General features: G+C 41.6%; 22 protein-coding genes. 19 read left to right on the top strand and 3 right to left on the bottom strand.

What is annotated here, in order from left to right; all coding sequences use genetic code 11:
• Nucleotides 1-44 precede the first annotated feature (44 nt).
• The 4 genes from E6139_RS17280 (at nt 45) to E6139_RS17265 (ending at nt 3,116) form a co-directional block, all read left to right on the top strand.
• A complete protein-coding gene (locus tag E6139_RS17280) occupies nt 45-1,373 on the top strand; it encodes a folylpolyglutamate synthase/dihydrofolate synthase family protein (RefSeq protein WP_316404644.1) in 1,329 nt (442 codons plus the stop codon).
• On the top strand, nt 1,360-2,019 hold the full coding sequence (locus tag E6139_RS17275) for an HAD family phosphatase (RefSeq protein WP_316404643.1): 660 nt from the start codon (nt 1,360-1,362) through the stop codon (nt 2,017-2,019). Before E6139_RS17280 ends, E6139_RS17275 begins: the two co-directional genes overlap by 14 nt.
• Nucleotides 2,020-2,070: 51 nt before the next feature.
• Nucleotides 2,071-2,760: a RadC family protein gene (gene radC, locus E6139_RS17270; RefSeq protein ID WP_316404641.1), complete on the top strand. Its 690-nt coding sequence runs from the start codon at nt 2,071-2,073 to the stop codon at nt 2,758-2,760.
• A gap of 155 nt (nt 2,761-2,915) precedes the next feature.
• Nucleotides 2,916-3,116 (top strand): cold-shock protein, encoded by a 201-nt coding sequence (locus E6139_RS17265; protein WP_010781607.1) that lies wholly within the window; start codon nt 2,916-2,918, stop codon nt 3,114-3,116.
• 77 nt (nt 3,117-3,193) lie between these two features.
• Here the strand turns inward: E6139_RS17265 and E6139_RS17260 are convergent, their stop codons facing one another.
• The 3 genes from E6139_RS17260 to E6139_RS17250 all read right to left on the bottom strand — a co-directional run bounded on the left by E6139_RS17260 (nt 3,194) and on the right by E6139_RS17250 (nt 5,828).
• Nucleotides 3,194-3,697, bottom strand: a complete 504-nt coding sequence (locus E6139_RS17260; protein WP_316404639.1) for a TetR/AcrR family transcriptional regulator — start codon at nt 3,695-3,697, stop codon at nt 3,194-3,196.
• Between the two features lie 240 nt (nt 3,698-3,937).
• The gene (gene rnjA / locus E6139_RS17255) at nt 3,938-5,614 is read right to left on the bottom strand and encodes a ribonuclease J1 (RefSeq protein WP_316404637.1); all 1,677 of its coding nucleotides are present in this window, start codon (nt 5,612-5,614) and stop codon (nt 3,938-3,940) included.
• Nucleotide 5,615: 1 nt separating this feature from the next.
• Nucleotides 5,616-5,828 carry a DNA-directed RNA polymerase subunit epsilon gene (locus tag E6139_RS17250; protein WP_010746765.1) on the bottom strand — a complete coding sequence of 71 codons (213 nt, stop codon included), beginning with the start codon at nt 5,826-5,828 and terminating at the stop codon, nt 5,616-5,618.
• A gap of 358 nt (nt 5,829-6,186) precedes the next feature.
• On the opposite strand from E6139_RS17250, the gene E6139_RS17245 reads away from it, so the two are divergent.
• The 15 genes from E6139_RS17245 to atpA all read left to right on the top strand — a co-directional run bounded on the left by E6139_RS17245 (nt 6,187) and on the right by atpA (nt 19,387).
• On the top strand, nt 6,187-7,917 hold the full coding sequence (locus tag E6139_RS17245; RefSeq protein WP_316404635.1) for an ABC transporter ATP-binding protein: 1,731 nt from the start codon (nt 6,187-6,189) through the stop codon (nt 7,915-7,917).
• Nucleotides 7,914-9,674 (top strand): ABC transporter ATP-binding protein, encoded by a 1,761-nt coding sequence (locus tag E6139_RS17240; protein WP_316404634.1) that lies wholly within the window; start codon nt 7,914-7,916, stop codon nt 9,672-9,674. Before E6139_RS17245 ends, E6139_RS17240 begins: the two co-directional genes overlap by 4 nt.
• 248 nt (nt 9,675-9,922) lie before the next feature.
• Nucleotides 9,923-10,435, top strand: a complete 513-nt coding sequence (locus tag E6139_RS17235) for a gamma carbonic anhydrase family protein (RefSeq protein WP_316404632.1) — start codon at nt 9,923-9,925, stop codon at nt 10,433-10,435.
• A complete protein-coding gene (locus E6139_RS17230; RefSeq protein WP_316404630.1) occupies nt 10,422-10,757 on the top strand; it encodes a hypothetical protein in 336 nt (111 codons plus the stop codon). Before E6139_RS17235 ends, E6139_RS17230 begins: the two co-directional genes overlap by 14 nt.
• Nucleotides 10,758-10,823: 66 nt before the next feature.
• Nucleotides 10,824-11,090 (top strand): (4Fe-4S)-binding protein, encoded by a 267-nt coding sequence (locus E6139_RS17225; protein WP_316404628.1) that lies wholly within the window; start codon nt 10,824-10,826, stop codon nt 11,088-11,090.
• Between the two features lie 28 nt (nt 11,091-11,118).
• Entirely contained in the window at nt 11,119-11,394 is a 276-nt protein-coding gene (locus E6139_RS17220) for a GNAT family N-acetyltransferase (RefSeq protein ID WP_410470549.1), read from the top strand.
• Nucleotides 11,395-11,475: 81 nt separating this feature from the next.
• On the top strand, nt 11,476-11,712 hold the full coding sequence (gene secG, locus E6139_RS17215) for a preprotein translocase subunit SecG (protein ID WP_010746758.1): 237 nt from the start codon (nt 11,476-11,478) through the stop codon (nt 11,710-11,712).
• Between the two features lie 136 nt (nt 11,713-11,848).
• Nucleotides 11,849-12,613 (top strand): alpha/beta hydrolase, encoded by a 765-nt coding sequence (locus tag E6139_RS17210; protein ID WP_316404625.1) that lies wholly within the window; start codon nt 11,849-11,851, stop codon nt 12,611-12,613.
• A complete protein-coding gene (gene rnr / locus E6139_RS17205) occupies nt 12,594-14,969 on the top strand; it encodes a ribonuclease R (RefSeq protein WP_316404624.1) in 2,376 nt (791 codons plus the stop codon). Before E6139_RS17210 ends, rnr begins: the two co-directional genes overlap by 20 nt.
• Nucleotide 14,970: 1 nt before the next feature.
• Nucleotides 14,971-15,435, top strand: coding sequence for an SsrA-binding protein SmpB (smpB, locus tag E6139_RS17200; protein WP_316404622.1), 465 nt, complete (start codon nt 14,971-14,973; stop codon nt 15,433-15,435).
• A 288-nt stretch (nt 15,436-15,723) separates the two neighbouring features.
• A complete protein-coding gene (gene atpB, locus E6139_RS17195) occupies nt 15,724-16,437 on the top strand; it encodes a F0F1 ATP synthase subunit A (protein WP_316404620.1) in 714 nt (237 codons plus the stop codon).
• A gap of 38 nt (nt 16,438-16,475) precedes the next feature.
• Complete coding sequence (atpE, locus tag E6139_RS17190; RefSeq protein ID WP_010743272.1) at nt 16,476-16,688, top strand: ATP synthase F0 subunit C; 213 nt, start codon at nt 16,476-16,478, stop codon at nt 16,686-16,688.
• Nucleotides 16,689-16,784: 96 nt separating this feature from the next.
• Nucleotides 16,785-17,306, top strand: a complete 522-nt coding sequence (gene atpF / locus E6139_RS17185) for a F0F1 ATP synthase subunit B (protein ID WP_316404618.1) — start codon at nt 16,785-16,787, stop codon at nt 17,304-17,306.
• A complete protein-coding gene (gene atpH / locus E6139_RS17180; protein WP_316404616.1) occupies nt 17,296-17,841 on the top strand; it encodes an ATP synthase F1 subunit delta in 546 nt (181 codons plus the stop codon). Before atpF ends, atpH begins: the two co-directional genes overlap by 11 nt.
• A 19-nt stretch (nt 17,842-17,860) precedes the next feature.
• Complete coding sequence (gene atpA, locus E6139_RS17175; RefSeq protein ID WP_316404614.1) at nt 17,861-19,387, top strand: F0F1 ATP synthase subunit alpha; 1,527 nt, start codon at nt 17,861-17,863, stop codon at nt 19,385-19,387.
• The last annotated feature ends 4 nt before the right edge of the window (nt 19,388-19,391 follow it).

Below are 19,391 nucleotides of genomic sequence, written 5' to 3'. Positions count from 1 at the left end.
TTGAGAAATTTTGCTATACTAGAGGCATGCAAAAAATGAGATAAATGAGGCGAATAATGTTGACGATAAAAGAAGCAGTCGCTTGGATCCATAGTCGGAAAAAATTTGGGTCACGCCCAGGTTTAGATCGTATCCAAGCTTTATTGAATAAAGTACAGAATCCTGAAAAAAAAGTTCCAGTGATCCATATTGCCGGAACAAATGGGAAAGGGTCGACGGTTGCCTATTTACGCAGTATCTTAATCGAAGCGGGTGTTACTGTCGGCAGTTTTACATCTCCTTATGTTGAAGAGTTCAACGAGCGAATCGCGATTGATGGAAAGCCGATCCCAGACAGTCAATTGATTCATTACGTAGAAAAATATCAGCCGATCGTTGACGAACTTGACCAAGACCCAGAAATCAGCGGCATCACAGAATTTGAGATTCTGACGGCGATCATGCTGGATTATTTTGCAACAGAGCAGGTCGACGTTGCGATCGTTGAAGTTGGTTTAGGTGGCTTGCTGGATTCAACCAATGTGGTCGAACCAATCTTGACTGCGATCACAACAATTGGCTACGATCATATGGATGTTTTAGGCGATACCTTAAATGAAATTGCACAGCAAAAGGCCGGAATTATAAAACAAAATACTCCTGTAGTTACAGGAAAAATTACCAAGGGACCACTAATCGAGATCGTTGAGAAAGCGGCTGCTGAAACAGCTAAAATCTACCGTTATGGCGAAGAGTATCAAGTAGATTATTTGCGCCCTGATGCAAATTGGGGTGAATTGTTCAGCTTTACGGATTCAGCAGGGAAGCTCTCTTCATTGAAGGTTCCGCTATTAGGCCGTCATCAGGTAGAAAATGCCGGAGTTGCGATTGAATTATATCATCTATACTGTGAGCAAAAGGGCTTGCCTTTTGAAGAAAAAACCATTCAGAAGGGATTAGCGAAAGCGCAATGGCCCGCTCGGATGGAAAAAATTAGCGAAGAACCATTGATCGTGATGGATGGAGCGCATAACGGGCACGCCATCAAACGCTTAGTAGAAAATATGAAACGTGAATTCCGCGACTATAATATAAAGATTCTTTTTTCCGCGTTGGAAACGAAGGATGTCGATAAGATGTTAGCGATGCTATCAGAAATTCCCAACGCGCACATTTACTTAACAACCTTTGAATATCCGAAGGCGCTGAATCTAAGTCGCTTTGATCATTTAGACAGCCGCTTTGAGGTTGTCTCTCTATGGCAATTTGGTCTTGGAGAGCTGTTGGAGGATATGGGGGCAGATGATTTACTATTAATTACGGGATCATTGTACTTCGTTTCTGAAGTACGTCAATTATTATTAACCTTAGGAGGTACAGATGAAAAAAGTTAAGGGAATCATTTTCGATATGGACGGCTTGCTGTTTGACACGGAATCAATTTATTGTGAAGCAAATTTAGTGGTAGCGGAGAAATACAATCTGCCTTTCACTAAAGAGATTTATGCGAAATACATTGGTATCTCAGATGAAGAGGTCTGGGCAGATATGCATAAGATCTTTGCGGATCATGGTGAAGAGACGGTTCAAAAGTTTATCGACGAGAGCTGGGGCATGGCTCACGACCGCTTCAAAACCGGCGAAGTCGACTTGAAACCGGGAGTTCATGAGCTGTTAGCGTATCTAGAGGATAATAATATTCCGCGGGTATTAGCCTCCAGCAATGTACGTCCTGTGATTGAGATTTTATTAGAGCATGCGGGGATTCGTGACAAATTCTCTGATATTATTTCAGCTGAAGATGTAAAATTTGCGAAACCAGATCCAGAGATCTTTGTGATTGCAGCGGATCGTTTAGGAATTAATCCTGCGGATGGTTTAGTGTTAGAGGATTCAAAAAATGGGATTCTAGCCGCTGAAGGGGCAGGTGTTCCAGTAGTAATGGTACCAGATATTTTACCGCCGACTGAAGATTTGAAGGAAAAGACAGAAGCCGTTTTCACCTCTCTGCATGAAGTGATCAACTATTTAGAAGCATAAAAAAGCAACTCCTTTGCGTACTTTAGATAAAAGCAGCAAAGGAGTTTTTTTATGGAGAAAAGTTTGTTATTACAGGAGCTGCCTGAAAGCTCATGGCCACGGGAACGCTTACTAAGAGAAGGCGAAAAACATTTATCAGATCAAGAATTATTGGCAATTATTTTGCGAAGTGGAACACGACAGCAAAATGTCATGGAGCTGGCCGGCAGCATCTTACGGGAATACCCGGCATTGTATGATTTAAAACACGCGACATTACAGGAGCTTCAGCAATTTAAAGGAATCGGTGAGACTAGGGCGATTGAATTAAAGGCGATGATGGAATTCGGGTATCGGATCAATCGAGCTTTGCAGCCAAAGATGGGGAAAATCCAATCGAGTCTTTCATTGGGACAGTTTCTGATCACAGAATTGAAGGATTATCAACAGGAGCATTTAGTAGCCTTCTTCTTGAATACTAAAAATGAAATCATTTTGCAAAAAACAATCTTTATCGGATCATTGAACCAATCGATCGCACATCCACGTGAAATATTTCGGGAAGCGGTGCGGATCAGTGCAGCACGAGTGGTCCTAGGGCATAACCATCCATCGGGAAATCCGACGCCTTCGCAAAATGATTTAGATTTTACTGAGCGTGTTCGGGAGTGCGGAGCGATGATGGGAATTGAGTTATTAGACCATATTATTGTCGGAGAAACCAAATATTTCAGTTTACGTGAAGAAAAGTACTTAAAGTAGCAATTGAAAACCCTTGCGCATAGAATAACTACAGTGGTAAACTATTATTGTAATTTTGTTTGAGTTGCGAGTTGGTATACATATGTTTTCCTTTTCGTAAGCTGGCAATGTTACACATACTTAATAAGTGCTTAGGCACGAGGAGGATTTTATTCATGGAAAACGGAACAGTAAAATGGTTTAACGCAGAAAAAGGTTTTGGCTTCATCACTCGTGAAGATGGCAGCGATGTATTCGTACACTTCTCAGCTATCCAAGGCGACGGCTTCAAAACATTAGAAGAAGGACAAGCAGTAACTTTCGATGTTGAAGAAAGCGATCGCGGACCTCAAGCAGCTAACGTGAATAAGCAATAATATGACAAAGCCTTAGAGATTTTTCTCTAAGGCTTTTTTAGTGGAATCAAAGTGTAGCAGTTTTTTTCCGCAGATGATCAGTCCGTCATTGATAATTGGAAAAAGCGATCTTCTTCCAAATTGTCGGTATGATTGGCATTATTAATAGCCAGAGCCGCTTTTCCGATGCAGTATTGCCAAAAGAAATCAAAAAGTAGCCCTTTGTTCTTTTCAGATTGAATCGCGGCAAAGCTTTCTCTCGTTACTTGCTTGACTAATTGAATTGTGTCAGAATCCTGAAGGAAAAAGCGATGAAACTCATCTGGATAATCCATCGCGTAATTTGTGATCGCCGTTGATAGTGCTTGCAGCGTTTTTGGTTCCTGATCCTCTAAAAAATCAGTGTATTTCACTAAGATCCGATTGGTCAAAACGGACTTCAGTTCAGCCAGATTGGTAAATTCACGATAGATCGGTTGAGTCGAGCAAGCGATGTGTTGTGCGATATTACGGGCATGAAATTTTTTGAAGCCTTCATTGATAATCAGCTGATAAGCGCCGTCGATGATGTGGCTTCGTTGAACGCGTTGTGTTCTTACCATAATTTATCTTCCTTTATTCTAGATTAAATAAATCATAAAATAACTAAAGTTAGTTATTATTTATTTCTAACTAACCTTCATTGTGCAAATAAACGGATTAATTGTCAATCGATTTTTTGAGAATTTCAGAAAAATAATATTTTTTTTTGCAAAAAAATCGCTAGTTATTTTCATTAATCAAAAATAATAGGGATTTTATCCAAAAAAACATCTATCTGAGGAATCAGATAGATGTTTTGCTTAATTATCAGGTGTCATGATCATTGGTAAGATCATTGGATGACGTTCCGTTTGATCAAAGAGGAATGGTTGCAGAGCGGCGACCATTGCATTTTTTAGTTTTGCTTCGGTACAGCCTGCTTCATTCAATGCTTCTCGCAATGCGTGGAATAAAATCCGTTGGCCTTCATTGATCATTTCACCAGATTCACGCATATAGACAAATCCGCGAGATAAAATGTCTGGACCAGCTAGGATTTCTTTCTTCTCGATATCGACAGTTGCTACAGAAAGGACCAAGCCTTCTTCCGAAAGAATTCGGCGATCACGCAAAACGACATTTCCGATATCGCCGATTCCACTGCCGTCGACATAGACGTCGCTGGCATTAAAATGACCAGCACGGCGCGCACTATCAGCGGTTAAAGCAAGCATATCGCCATTTTCCATAATGAAGCAATTTTCTTCAGGAACACCGGTATCTTGTGCCAAACCTGTATGGATCTTCAACATACGAAATTCCCCATGGATCGGAACAAAGTATTTCGGTTTCATCAAGCGCAGCATTAACTTTTGTTCCTGTTGACTTCCGTGTCCAGAAGTGTGGATGTTATTGACTTTCCCATGAATCACTTCTGCACCGGCTTCAGAGAGCAAGTTGATCAGATGATTGACACTGGTTGTATTTCCAGGGATCGGCGAACTTGAGAAGATCACGGTATCATCTGGTTGAATTTGGATTTGACGGTGGGTACCATTCGCAATCCGAGAAAGGGCAGCCATTGGTTCACCCTGTGATCCGGTACATAAAATCATCAATTCGTTTGCAGGCAAATTGTTGATTTCATGAGCATCTACGAATGTTCCATCTGGAACAGTGATGTAGCCCAATTTTTGACCGTTGACGATCGCATTCTCCATGCTACGTCCAAATACCGCGATTTTCCGTCCAGTGGCAACAGCGGCCGAAGCAGCTTGCTGCAAACGAGAAATGTTGGATGCGAAGGTCGCGAAAATGATCCGTCCTTCAACTTTTTCAACAATCCGCAAGATCGATTGGCCAATCGTTTGCTCAGATTTAGTGAATGTCGGCACTTCCGCGTTGGTACTATCAGAAAGTAAACACAGCACGCCTTCTTCACCAAGTTTAGCCATCCGGTGTAAGTTCGCTGGCTGACCAACAGGAGTAAAGTCGAATTTGAAGTCGCCAGTTTCCACGATGTTGCCAGAAGGAGTTTTAACGACAACACCTAATGGATCGGGAATACTGTGAGTGGTACGGAAAAAGCTAACGGATGTTTTGCGGAAACGAATGACCGAGTCTTCATCAATCTCGTGCAGCTCTGCATCCCGCAATAAACCGTGCTCATCCAATTTGTTTTTGATCAGGGCTAATGCTAAAGCTCCTGCATAAACTGGGATATTGGCTTGTTTCAGTAAGTAAGGGACACCGCCGATATGATCTTCGTGTCCGTGTGTGATGACTAACGCTTTGACTTTGTTGATGTTTTGGACAACATAACTAAAATCGGGAATGACATAATCAATACCTAAAAGATCATCTTCCGGAAATTTTATTCCGGCATCAATGATGATGATCTCGTCTTGGAATTGAACCCCATACATATTTTTTCCGATTTCGCCCAATCCACCAATGGCAAAGACACCAGTTTCATTGTTTTTTAGCGAAAGTTTCATGCTAGAACTCCATTAACTTGAAGTCGGCATTTTCTTTTTCATATTCTAAATGATTGCCTTCTAAAAGTTGGATGTATTCCACGTTATATGGGGTGTTCTCGCGTAATAGGTTGTGAACCATTTCTTCATTCTCTGCTTCCACATACAATGATTGTGTTTGCTCACGTTTTGGGTTCCGTTCTTTGGTTTCTTGATAATAAACTTTGTAAATCATGAATCTATCTCCTTTATTTGCTTTATAGCAATTTTTTCCACGACAAAATGAGGGGCTGCTGCCGCCTATTTTTTTATACTCAACGTCTTAGCCTGTGCGAAAGCGTTGAGAAGAAGCCTCGTCTTTGCTTCTTGCTTGAAAAAACAATTTCACCGTTCTTTGGGTTGTTCTTACAACAATTACCTGTAGTTTATCACAGAATAAATAAGAAGTATAGAAACTAGGAAGTGAAATGAGGATTCCTTAGAAAATTTCTGAAAGTCTAAAAAACAAAAATAAAAAAACAAATTAGGAAGCAGGCAGAAGTAAATAATTTATGCTATATTGGAGTCATTACGGTATAGAGAGAGGCGAGAAAATGAAGTTGATGTTGCGGTATACATTGCGTTACAAAAAGCTATTATTGTTTGATTTCATCAGTGTTTTTGGATTTATCTTGATTGAGTTGGGGCTGCCAACGATTTTGGCGATGATGATTGACAAGGGGATTGGAAATAACGATTTCACTTATGTGCAGAAGATGGGGATCTTAATGATTGCGATCACTGTGGTTGGGATCATTATGAGTATTTCATTGCGTTACTTCAGTTCTCAAATTACCTCTCGAATGGTCGCGGCGATTCGCGATGATCTTTTTGAAAAGGTTCAAACTTTTTCTCATTCGGAGTATGAACAGATCGGTGTCCCATCACTGATTACCAGAGCAACAAATGATGCCTATCAAATTATGCTGTTTATGCAAAATATCTTGACTACAGGCTTTATGACCCCAATGATGTTTGGGATGAGTTTATATCTGATTATACGAACTAGTCCTGGTTTAGGAATGTATGTTTTGTTAGCATTGCCGATATTATTATTAGCGGTTATCTTAATCGCAAAATATTCAGAACCACTATCTACCAAACAGCAAAACAATTTGGATGATATCAATGGGATCTTACGAGAAAATCTTTCAGGCTTGCGTGTGATTCGTGCCTTTGTTAATGAGAAGTTTGAAGAGCTGCGGTTTCGTGTAGTGAACGACGCTTATACGAATAGTTCGAAAAGTCTATTTCATTTGATGGCCGTTGCACAGCCGGGCTTTTTCTTTCTATTTAATATTGTCATGGTCCTGATCATTTGGAACGGGACCATTCAGATTGATCAGGGATCTCTGGAAGTCGGAACGTTGATCGCCTTCATTGAGTATATCTTCCATGCGCTGTTTTCTTTCATGTTGTTTGCGACAGTCTTTATGATGTATCCGCGGGCGAATGTTTCAGCGGAACGGATTCAAGAGGTATTTGATATGGATCCATTAATCAAGGATAATCCTGAAAAAAAAGCAGTACCAACGGAAAAAAGTTCATTGGAATTTCGGAATGTGACCTTTGCTTATCCCGGTCATTCAGAAAGCCCAGTAATTCGCAATGTCAGCTTTACAGCAAAGCCTGGTGAAACGGTGGCATTTATCGGGAGTACGGGTTCGGGAAAATCAACGTTGATCCAATTGATTCCTCGCTTCTATGATGTGACAGAAGGACAGGTTTTGGTCGACGGACTTGATGTGCGAGACTATCGCTTAAAGGATCTGCGAGAAAAAATCGGATATATCCCGCAAAAGGCTCAACTTTTTACAGGTACAATCGAGGAAAATTTGCGCTACGGGAAAAAGGATGCCACACAGGCTGAGATGGAGCAGGCGGCTGAAATTGCACAGGCTGCAGAATTTATCTCGCAAAAGCCGAATGGCTATCAGGAAGAATTAGCAGAGGGCGGAAGTAACTTCTCTGGTGGACAGAAGCAACGATTGGCGATTGCCCGGGCGGTAATTCGTCGTCCAGAGATTTATATTTTTGATGACAGCTTTTCTGCATTGGACTATCAAACAGATGCGAAGCTGCGAGCTCGGTTGAAGAAAGAAACAACTGAATCTGCCGTGCTGATCGTCGCTCAGCGAGTAGGAACGATTATGCACGCGGATAAAATCGTTGTTTTAAATGAAGGAGACGTCGTGGGTATCGGAACGCACCATGAGCTGTTGGAAAAATGTCCGATTTATTACGATATTGCTGCTTCGCAATTATCGAAGGAGGAATTGGCATGAGAAAAAGCATTTCTTCTTTAAAACGTTTAATGCATTATATTAATCCATACAAAAAATCTTTTATTATTGTGCTGATACTCGCGGTGGCAACCTTAGTTTTAGGAACATGGATGCCTTATCTAACAGGTCTGCCAACTACGGAAGTCAGTAAAAATATCGCACAAGGTGAAGGAATCAATTTCGACTATGTTTTCAAGTGGTTGATTGTGATCGTGATTGTCGGCATTGCTTATTGCGGCACCCAGCTCGGAACAGGCTGGTTGATGGCTAACGTTGTACAATCAGCGATGCGAGATTTGCGGGAGGATATTGAAGCCAAAATTAATCGTTTGCCGGTATCGTATTTTGACCGCAATCAACAGGGAAATATTTTGTCTCGTGTGACGAATGACGTGGATGCAGTCAGCAATGCGATGCAGCAGGCGATCATCAAATCAATCAATGCGGTTTTAGGGATTTTATTAGCAGTCGCGATGATGTTCTATATCAATCCAATGATGGCTTTGATATCAATGATCATGATTCCACTATCAATTATCATCACGCGAAAAATCGTCCAAGTTTCGCAAAAGGATTTCCAGGGAATGCAGAACTCACTGGGAGAATTGAACGGGTATGTACAAGAAAATATGACGGGCTTCAGTGTTCTGAAGCTGTACGGACGAGAAAAAGAAACATTAGCCGGCTTCAGCGCGGTTAATCACGAATTGCGTCGTTTTGGCTTTCGGGCAGCGTTTGTTTCAAGCTTGATGCAGCCGTTGGTTCAGTTGACTGCTTACGCAACATACATTGCGATGGCAATCTTAGGTAGCTGGAACGTGATTCATGGTGTGATTTTGGTCGGTCAGCTGCAGGCCTTCATTCAATATATTTGGCAAGTTAGTCAGCCAATGGGAGAAATCACTCAGTTGTCCTCAATGATCCAAAGTGCTTCAGCATCTGCTAAACGGGTGTTTGAAATCTTGGATGAACCCGAAGAAGTATTAAATGAAAAGGATCTGCCATTACCAGAACCAGTACAGGGAAATGTGGTCTTTGATCATGTTCAATTCAGTTATGATCCAAAGAAACCATTGATCGAGGATTTAAGCTTTGAAGTCAAGGCTGGGGAAACCGTGGCGATCGTTGGTCCTACGGGCGCTGGTAAAACAACCTTGATCAATTTATTGATGCGCTTTTATGATATTAATAGTGGCAGAATTTTGATCGATGGAGTAAATACCCAAGAAATGAATCGTTCGGATGTCCGCTCTTTGTTTGGTATGGTTTTACAGGATGCATGGTTGTACGAAGGGACGATCGGCGATAATATCCGCTTTGGACGTTTAGACGCAACCGATTATGAAGTTGTTGATGCCGCGAAGACTGCGAATGTCGACCACTTTATTCGAACAATGCCGGGTGGTTATGAGATGGAGATCAATTCTGAAGGCGACAATGTTTCTCTCGGTCAGAAGCAGTTACTGACGATTGCCCGGGCAATTATTTCCGATCCTAAGATCCTGATTTTAGATGAAGCCACTAGTTCGGTAGATACACGGCTAGAAGGTCTGATTCAAAAGGCGATGGATCGTGTCATGGAAGGACGCACCAGCTTCGTGATTGCCCACCGTTTATCTACGATTCGTGACGCCGATCATATCTTAGTTATGAAAAACGGGCAAATCATCGAACATGGTACTCACAATGAATTATTAGCGCAAGGCGGATTCTACGAACAGCTATACAATAGTCAATTTATGGAAGAAGCGGAATAAAGGATTTAAGGCGGCACTAGCTAGTGCTGCCTTTTTGAGTATCACTTTTTTTGATTTGTATTCTGCAAGGAGACTGATCATAAGGGTACAGAAAAAAACTGCCTCGCAGAATTGTAAGCATATGAAAAATGATTTTATTCAATCGGAACAAGCTAATAAGGAAGAGACACTCGATAAATGCTATACTCATAGGTGAGAGTTTAAAATGAGATACTATCAAAATAGCAGATTTTAGTGAGGTATAGAAGATGGCAAATTTTATTGCAGATAGCGCGGACGTCTATGGTGATGTCGCATTGGGCGAAGGCTCAACGATTTGGTTTCAAAGTGTTTTACGAGGAGATAGCAATACGATCTCGATTGGGAAAATGACAAATGTTCAGGATGGGACGATCGTTCACGTAGATCATGATGCACCAACCGTGGTTGAAGATTATGTGACGATTGGTCATGCTTGCATTATCCATGGCTGCACTATCCATTCAGGTGCGTTGATCGGTATGGGAACAACCGTTTTGAATCATGCGGAAATCGGAGAAAATAGCTTGATCGGTGCTGGTTCGCTGGTGACAGAGGGGACAATTATTCCTGCCAACTCGTTAGCTTTTGGTTCCCCAGCTCGTGTGATTCGTCCATTGACACCAGAAGAAATCGAAAAAAATCGAGGAAATGCCCAGCATTATTATGAGTTAGGACAAGCCTATCTAAAAAATGAGATTCCTCGTATTCAAGCAAAGGGAGCGGCACATGAAGGAGACTAGTTTTTTATTGCTGCAGGCTCAGTTAAGAGCGCTATTTCCAGAGGATGGCTTAAATCAATTGGCAATATACGAAGATCAGGGAGAACACTTTTTGATTTTTTCTAATCGTGGCTTACATGTGCTGGAGGAAGATGAATTAACCAAAGCACCGAGAAATGTGTATTACACGGCGGACAGCTTAAAACCATTTTCGATCCGCCAACAAGCCGGAGTATTTGAATTAGTGATAGAAACAGTAGGTGGGCGATGCTTTATCTTAGCCTTTCCAGACCAAGCGGATGCTCATCAAGCCATGCAAACGCTAATGGGATTATTAACCTAATAAGACGCTTTAGTGTAATTTTTTCTTGATTCCCATTATAATCTTAGTTAAAGGAAGTGATAGAAAATGGACGGAAGTAAATTTGATCAAGAGCCGGTTAACGAAGAAGAATTAGTGGCCCAAGGTTATCGCAAATATCATGGTGAGGGCGTTGATATTTATTACAACAAAGATATTTGCGCACACATTGGAAATTGTGTAAGAGGAAATCCAGAAATTTTTGAGGTGGGTCGCAGACCGTGGATCATCCCTGATAATGGCAGCGTTGAAAATGCCAGCTATGTCGTGGATACATGCCCAAGCGGCGCCTTGAAATATATCATCAAAAAGTAAATAAATTTTAACGAACAGGAGAATCATAATGGAAATCAAAGAAGAAAAAGAACGTTTTGTCTTATTAAATGATGCAAATGAAGAGGCTGGAGAAATGACTTGGTCGAATGCGGGTCCAGAAATCATGATTATTGACCACACCTTTGTTGATCCAACTTATCGCGGTCAAGGCTTAGCAGAAAAATTGGTCGCTGCTGGTGTAGAAAAAGCTCGTAATGAAGGGAAAAAGATTATTCCGCTTTGCCCATTCGCTAAAAAAGAGTTTGAGGAAAAATCAGAATATGCAGATGTTTTAAGAAAATAAGTTTGGAACTTCCCTAGTCAAACGACTTCAATTGTGCTAAAGTAAAAAATGAGGTAGTTTGGAAATAAGGAGGGTCAGCTTTTGTATAATTTTATTTTGGGCGTTATCTTAGTTTTATCGGTGATCATCGTCATTACGATCATGATGCAACCTAGCAAACAAAATAGTGCTGCAAGTGCTTTTACTGGCGGCGCAGATCAATTGTTCGGAAAGCAAAAAGCACGCGGCTTTGAAGCTGTGATGCAACGATCAACCGCCGTTTTAGGTGCGATTTGGATGATTTTGCTCTTCGTATTAATGTTTTTATCAAGCAAATAAAAACCGGCCTCTCACTTGAGAGGTCTTTTTTATTTTGTATTTACACTAAATCAAGTACACTTGAAGATAGAGTAGATAGGACGATTTTGTTAATATTAGAAGGAAAATGAAAGAAAATGTTTAGGAGTGAAAGATCATGGTCCAAATGCCTGAATCGCTGTTTTTACCTCATGGGAGACGAGCGGTTTTATTACTGCATGCTTATTCTGGAAGCCCAAATGATGTACGGATGCTGGCACGCTCTTTAGAAAAACTTGATTATACGATTTACGCGCCTCTTTTTACCGGTCATGGGACAGCGGAACCACTGGACATCTTAGAAGAATCCTCTGAACAATGGTGGCAGGATAGTCAGCAAGCCGTAGCGTTTTTACAGGATAAGGGCTATCAGGATATTGCTGTTTTAGGTCTATCGATGGGAGGTACCTTTGCGACACGCCTGTTAAGTGCGATGCCAGAGAGTTTTATTGGTGGTGGCTTTTTCTGTTCACCGATCGCACCAGTAAAAACCAATGTGACGAAAAACTTCCTATTATATGCTAAACAAGTTTTGGAACGGAACGGCATGGAGGCAACGGAAGAAAAAATCGAAAGTTATCGCCCTTTGGTAGAAAAACAACTGGCAACGATAGAAAAGCTAGCTCAGATCGCTTATAACGATTTGGATAAAATCGACTGCCCCTTTTTCATGGCACAGGCGGGACAAGATGAAATGATCGAAGCAGAGGGTGTCTTCCAAACGGCAGCCCATTTGCAGCAGACATCCTTTACCTTGAACTGGTACCCAAAAAGTGGACACGTAATCACGGTGGGACCGGAACGAAGACAATTAGAACAAGACGTGGCAGATTTTTTAGCCGGTCTTGGCTGGAGAGAAAATAATGGAGAGAAAAACAATTAAAGAAGAAATACTGGCTGGATTGAAAGCAGCCAACAAAAAAAGCCTTTCAATGGAAGAGTTGGCAGAAGTTTTAGATATGCGTAAGAGTGATGACTTCAAACTTTTGGTCCAAACCGTGGCACAGATGGAACGAGAAAAATCAGTGGAGTTTAACAAAAAAGGCAAAATCAAATTGCCATTCCAACCAATCGAAATCGAAGGAATCTTTCGCCGTAATGAACGGGGATTTGGTTTTGTAACGATTGACCCAGAAGAACCGGATATCTTTATTCCAAAAGAAGCGACAAACTTCGCGATGGACGGTGACATCGTCATGATCGATATTCAAAAGACAGCAGATCTTTTTTCTGATCGTGGGGCGGAAGGTCGAGTCGTTTCTATCAAGGAACGAAAGATCCAACAAATCGTCGGTGAATTCACCGCCTTTGATGTTGATGAGATTGCGGAATCCGATTTATTCGGCTATGTGACACCGAAAGATAAGAAGAGCGCGCAATTTAAAATCTTTATTGCAGCAGAAGGAATTCAGCCTGTTGATGGCAGCATTGTCATCGTAGAGATCACACATTATCCGGAAAAGGGCTACGCTACGAGTTTGGAAGGTATGGTAACTAAAGTAGTGGGACATAAAAATGATCCCGGTATGGATATTTTATCGATCGTGATTGCTCAAGGTATCCCCACGCAATTTCCAGATGAGGTTCAGGCAGCCTCTGAACAAGTACCTGACAAAATCGCGGAATCCGATTTGGTTGGTCGACGTGATTTACGTGACCAACAGATTGTTACCATCGATGGTGCTGATGCCAAAGATTTAGATGACGCAGTAACGGTTCGCAAGCTGGATAATGGCAATTATTTCTTAGGCGTGCATATTGCGGATGTTTCTTATTATGTCACGGAAGAGAGTGTATTAAACAAAGAAGCGTTTGAGCGAGGGACAAGTGTTTATTTAACAGATCGGGTGATTCCGATGATTCCGCAACGATTATCAAACGGAATTTGTTCCTTAAATCCACAAGTGCCGCGCTTGACAATGAGCTGTGAAATGGAGATCGATCCAAGTGGAACGATTTTGCATCATGAAATTTTTCAAAGTGTTATCCAGACAAGCGAACGGATGACTTACAGCGCTGTGAATGAAATTTTGGAAGAGGGAAAAGCAGAAACAATCGAACGTTATCATGATTTAGTCCCAATGTTCCACTTAATGAAAGAATTACATCAAATTCTTGAGACACGTCGTAATCGCCGCGGAGCGATCAATTTTGAAGATCGTGAAGCCAAAATTATCGTTGATCCGGAAGGCCATCCGATGGATATTGAACTTCGGGAACGCGGCGTTGGTGAACGGTTGATTGAATCATTCATGTTAGCGGCGAATGAAACCGTGGCTGAACATTTCAATCGTTTGAAATTACCATTCATCTATCGAATCCATGAACAACCGAAGGAAGAAAAAATGCAGCGCTTCTTTGATTTTGCAGCAGCGTTGGGCATTTTAGTCAAAGGGACCAAGAATACCATCACACCGAAGGACTTACAACAGGTGATTCACGATGTGGAGGATAAACCTGAGGCAGCAGTAATCAACACGATGTTGCTTCGGAGTATGCAGCAGGCTCGTTACTCTGAAGACAACTATGGACATTATGGATTAGCCGCGGAATATTACACACACTTCACATCACCGATTCGTCGCTATCCCGATTTGATCGTCCATCGCTTGATTCGGACCTATAGTCAGGATCAAAGCGATGCAACGAAAGAAAAATGGGCGGAAAGTTTGCCTGAGATCGCTGATCACAGCTCTAAGATGGAACGACGTGCAGTGGAAGCTGAACGTGAAGTTGACAGTATGAAGAAAGCGGAGTACATGGCGGACAAAGTCGGGGAAGAATTTGACGGCATCATCAGTTCTGTAACGAAGTTCGGAATTTTTATTGAGTTGCCGAATACAGTCGAAGGCATGATTCACTTAAACGAATTAAAACAAGACTATTTCCACTTCATTGAAAATCAGTTAGCATTAGTAGGTGAGCGCACACGTCAAACCTTCAAGATTGGTCAAAAGGTTCGAGTAAAAGTGACAAAATCTGATCCCGAAACACGAGAAATTGACTTTGAACTGCTGGAAGCAGAAGAGATACCTGCATTGGAAGTGCCAGGAGGTAATCGTCGCAATCAAAGACGCAAACCAACTGGTGGACGCAAGAATAACAAAAATTCTGAAAAGAACTACGGTAAAAATTCTGATCGTCCGAAATCTGGCAAAGAGAAGAAAAAGAAAAAAGGCAAGAAGCCTTTTTATAAAGCAGTAGCTAAAAAGAAGAAACCAGGCAGAAAGAAGGGATAATATGCCAAAAGCTGAAGGCAAATTAGTGGCACAAAATAAAAAGGCCCGGCATGATTACACGATCATCGATACGATCGAAGCGGGTATCGTTTTGCAGGGAACGGAGATCAAGTCGATCCGCAATAGCCGGATCAACTTGAAGGATGGCTTTGCGCGGATTAGAAACGGCGAGGCTTTTTTATACAATGTCCATATCAGCCCATATGAGCAGGGCAATATTTTCAATCACGATCCTGTACGTACGCGAAAACTATTGATGCATAAAAAACAAATTACGCGATTGGCTAATGAGGTCAAAAATACCGGGATAACATTGGTTCCGCTAAAAGTCTATTTGAAAGATGGCTATGCAAAGGTTTTGATCGGTGTCGCTAAAGGGAAACACCAATACGACAAACGAGAAACTTTGAAGCGCAAAGATGTGGATCGGCAAATCAGCCGGACGCTAAAAAACTATTCTCGTTAGCAAAATATTCTTTTTCGCATATTTAGTGAGAATTTCTTTACTTCACAATGGATTTTGATACGATTAGTTACAATCTATAATAGCCATTTTACGGGCTAAACCAACGGCTAGAGGGGAATAAGCAGGGATTAAATAACGTTAGAGAAAATATCTCTGACTTATTCGAAAATTTTTAGGAAAATTCTTTGAAATTTTCTTTCTCTGGTGGTAACATACGATAGTATTTTGAGGAGCAGCGCTAAGCAGGCACGAGTTGAAGCGAGTCGCTGGGAAGAGAGGTGAACTGAATTGGATGAAAAATCTTGGGTTTTCCATATAGGTCCCGTATGGTTCGATGGTACGGTAACGACAATGATTATTTTGACATGTGTGATTGTCTTCTTCCTTGTTTTTGCGTTTACACGCAACCTATCATTGAAGCCCAAAGGAAAGCAAAACGCAATTGAGTGGGTCATTGATTTTACTACGAACATCGTTGGTGACAACATGCCTCGTAAAGAAGTCAGAAATTTTAGTTTGTTCTCATTTACGTTGTTCTTATTTATTTTTGTAGCAAACCAAATCGGACTAGTCACGAAAATCGTTACAGGTGATGAGGTGACTTATTGGAAAAGTCCGACAGCTAACCCCTTTGTAACAATGGGATTGGCATTACTCGTATTGGTCCTAGCCAATTACTTAGGAACTGAAAAACTCGGTTTTGGCGGGTACGTAAAAAATTCTTTCTTCACACCAAAAGGATTGTTTCCGATTAAATTGATGGAAGAATTTACGAACGTTATCACGTTAGGCTTACGTCTTTACGGGAACGTTTTTGCTGGTGAAGTATTGCTTTCACTAATCGCAAGCATGGTCACAAGCGCAGGCTGGTGGACCTTACCATTCGCTATTCCGCTTGAGATGATTTGGATTGCATTCTCACTATTTATCGGTAGTATCCAAGCATTTGTTTTCACTACTCTATCTATGGTTTATATCAGTCATAAAATCGAGGTAGAATAATTTAAAAAATTTAACACACTTTTAGGAGGAAATTTATTATGAACTTTATCGGTGCAGGAATCGCAATCATGGGAGCCGCAATCGGGGCTGGTTATGGTAACGGACAAGTAATCTCAAAAGCAATTGAATCTATGGCACGTCAACCAGAAATGTCAGGTCAAATTCGTTCAACAATGTTTATTGGTGTTGGTTTGATCGAAGCTGTGCCAATTCTAGGTGTTGTACTAGGTATGTTGATGGTTTTCCAATAAAAATTAACGCTTTTTCGTTGAATTTCGTCCAAGAGATGAACGACAGAGCCGTACAAAGGGTTCTGTAATGAGAAAGAACAGAAAGGAAGACCGAGTATGCTGAATCTAGTTGTTGCTGAGGCTGTCAATACAACGCTCGGTAATTTAGTCGTCGTTACGTTATCATTCGTGATTCTAATGGCGTTATTAAAGAAATTCGCGTGGGGTGCCGTTCAAGACATCCTGAAAAAACGTGAAGACAAGATCGCCAATGATCTAGATTCTGCCGAACAATCTCGGACTAAAGCAGCTGAGCTGGAAAAAGAACGTGAAGCTCAGTTAGCAAGTTCTCGTAGTGATGCGGCAGATATTATCAAAAATGCGAAAGAAAGCGGCGAGTTGAGCCGTCAAAACATCATCAAGGATACCAAAGAGGAAGTCACTCGTCTGAAAGATCGCGCGCAAGCGGAGATCAAAGATGAACGTGAAAACGCGTTGACTTCTGTTAAAGATGATGTGGCGGCATTATCCCTGCAAATCGCAGAGAAAATCTTGAGTAAAGAGCTCTCACAGGATGCTCATCAAGATTTGATCGACAACTACATGGATAAGTTGGGAAACACGAAACATGAAGCTTGATAAATACACAGTCGGTAAACGCTATGGCAAAGCTTTGTTTGAACTGGCGATCGAAAACGAAGCTGCCGATGCTGTTTATCAAGAGCTGTTGACTGTTCGGGAAATCTGTAAAGAAATTCCTGATCTTGGAAATATTTTGACCGATGTTCGCTTAGAAGGTGCAGAAAAGAAAGCCATCATGGATGCTTTTACCGGCGGCTTTGACGGCATGGTCAAAAATTTTCTATTAGTAGTTTTTGAATACAATCGCAGCGACGATCTGCCCTTTATGATCGAAGAATTTGAACGTCGTTACGATGCACGAAATAAAATCGCACATGGAACAGTCACTACGGCTGTACCGCTCTCTAAAGAAAAGAAACAAGAGCTTGAAGCAAAAGTCGCTGATGTTTTTGGCTACCAGAAGGCCACGTTAACCCCGATAGTTGATGAATCAATTCTCGGCGGTGTCATTGTTGAAGCCGATCATCAAGTGATCGACGGCAGCCTCGCCAGCCAATTAAATGGTCTACGAGCAGCACTTAGTAAAAAGTAGAGAAGAAGAGGTGAAATGAATGGCCATCAAAGCAGAAGAAATCAGTGCTTTAATCAAAGAACAGATTCAGAATTACGATAATAAGCTGTCTGTTGAGGAAATCGGAACAGTCACTTACGTTGGGGATGGGATCGCCCGTGCCCACGGTTTAGAAAATGCAATGAGCGGGGAATTATTAGAGTTCTCTAACGGCTCTTACGGAATGGCACAAAACTTAGAAAGCAATGATGTCGGTATCATCGTTCTAGGTGAATTTGAGTCCATTCGTGAAGGAGACAAAGTAAAACGTACCGGTAAGATCATGGAAGTGCCTGTTGGCGAAAACATGATCGGACGTGTTGTGAACCCACTTGGTCAACCAGTAGATGGAATGGGTCCAATTGAAACAACAAACACACGTCCAGTCGAAGCAATGGCTCCCGGCGTTATGCAACGTAAATCAGTATCAGAACCAATGCAAACAGGCTTAAAGGCCATCGATGCCCTAGTACCAATCGGACGGGGACAACGTGAATTAATCATTGGTGACCGTAAAACAGGTAAAACATCAATCGCGATTGATACGATCATCAACCAAAAAGGTCAAGATATGATCTGTATTTATGTCGCTATTGGACAAAAAGAGTCAACTGTCCGTTCGCAAGTTGAAACACTTCGTAAATTCGGCGCAATGGATTACACCATCGTCGTAACAGCAGGTGCTTCACAACCTGCACCGCTATTATTTATCGCGCCTTATGCTGGAACAGCAATGGGTGAAGAATTCATGTATAACGGCAAACACGTTTTGGTCGTCTTTGATGACTTGTCAAAACAAGCTGTTGCTTATCGTGAACTGTCATTACTATTACGTCGTCCGCCAGGTCGTGAAGCGTACCCAGGGGATGTCTTTTATTTGCACTCACGTCTATTAGAACGTGCGGCAAAACTTTCAGATGAATTAGGCGGCGGGTCATTGACGGCCTTGCCATTTGTTGAAACACAAGCTGGAGATATCTCAGCATATATTCCAACCAACGTAATCTCAATCACTGATGGACAAATTTTCTTGGAGAATGATTTGTTCTATGCGGGTATTCGTCCAGCCGTTGATGCTGGTTTATCCGTATCCCGGGTTGGTGGATCTGCACAAATTAAAGCAATGAAAAAGGTTGCCGGAACTCTGCGTTTAGACCTTGCAAGCTATCGTGAGCTAGAAGCCTTCACACAATTCGGTTCAGATTTGGATGCTGCAACACAAGCTAAATTGAATCGTGGACGTCGAACAGTTGAAGTGCTGAAGCAAAAATTACATGCACCGCTTCCTGTCGAAAAACAAGTTGTGATTCTTTATGCCTTGACTCATGGGGTACTCGATAGTATTCCTGTCAACAGTATTTTGGATTTTGAATCGCAATTATTCGAATATCTGGAAACAAATCATTCAGATATTTTTGCAACGATTCGCGACACGAAAGAACTGCCAGATACAGATAAATTAGATGGAGCGATCCAAGAATTCAAAGACATTTTTGACGCTTCTGCAGCGAACCAAGAAAAAGCATAATCGA

The organism is Enterococcus sp. (assembly GCF_032555305.1).
Lineage (GTDB): Bacteria > Bacillota > Bacilli > Lactobacillales > Enterococcaceae > Enterococcus_A.
The sequence above is the reverse complement of the archived record's forward strand: the minus strand, read 5'-3'. Positions and strand labels throughout refer to the sequence as shown.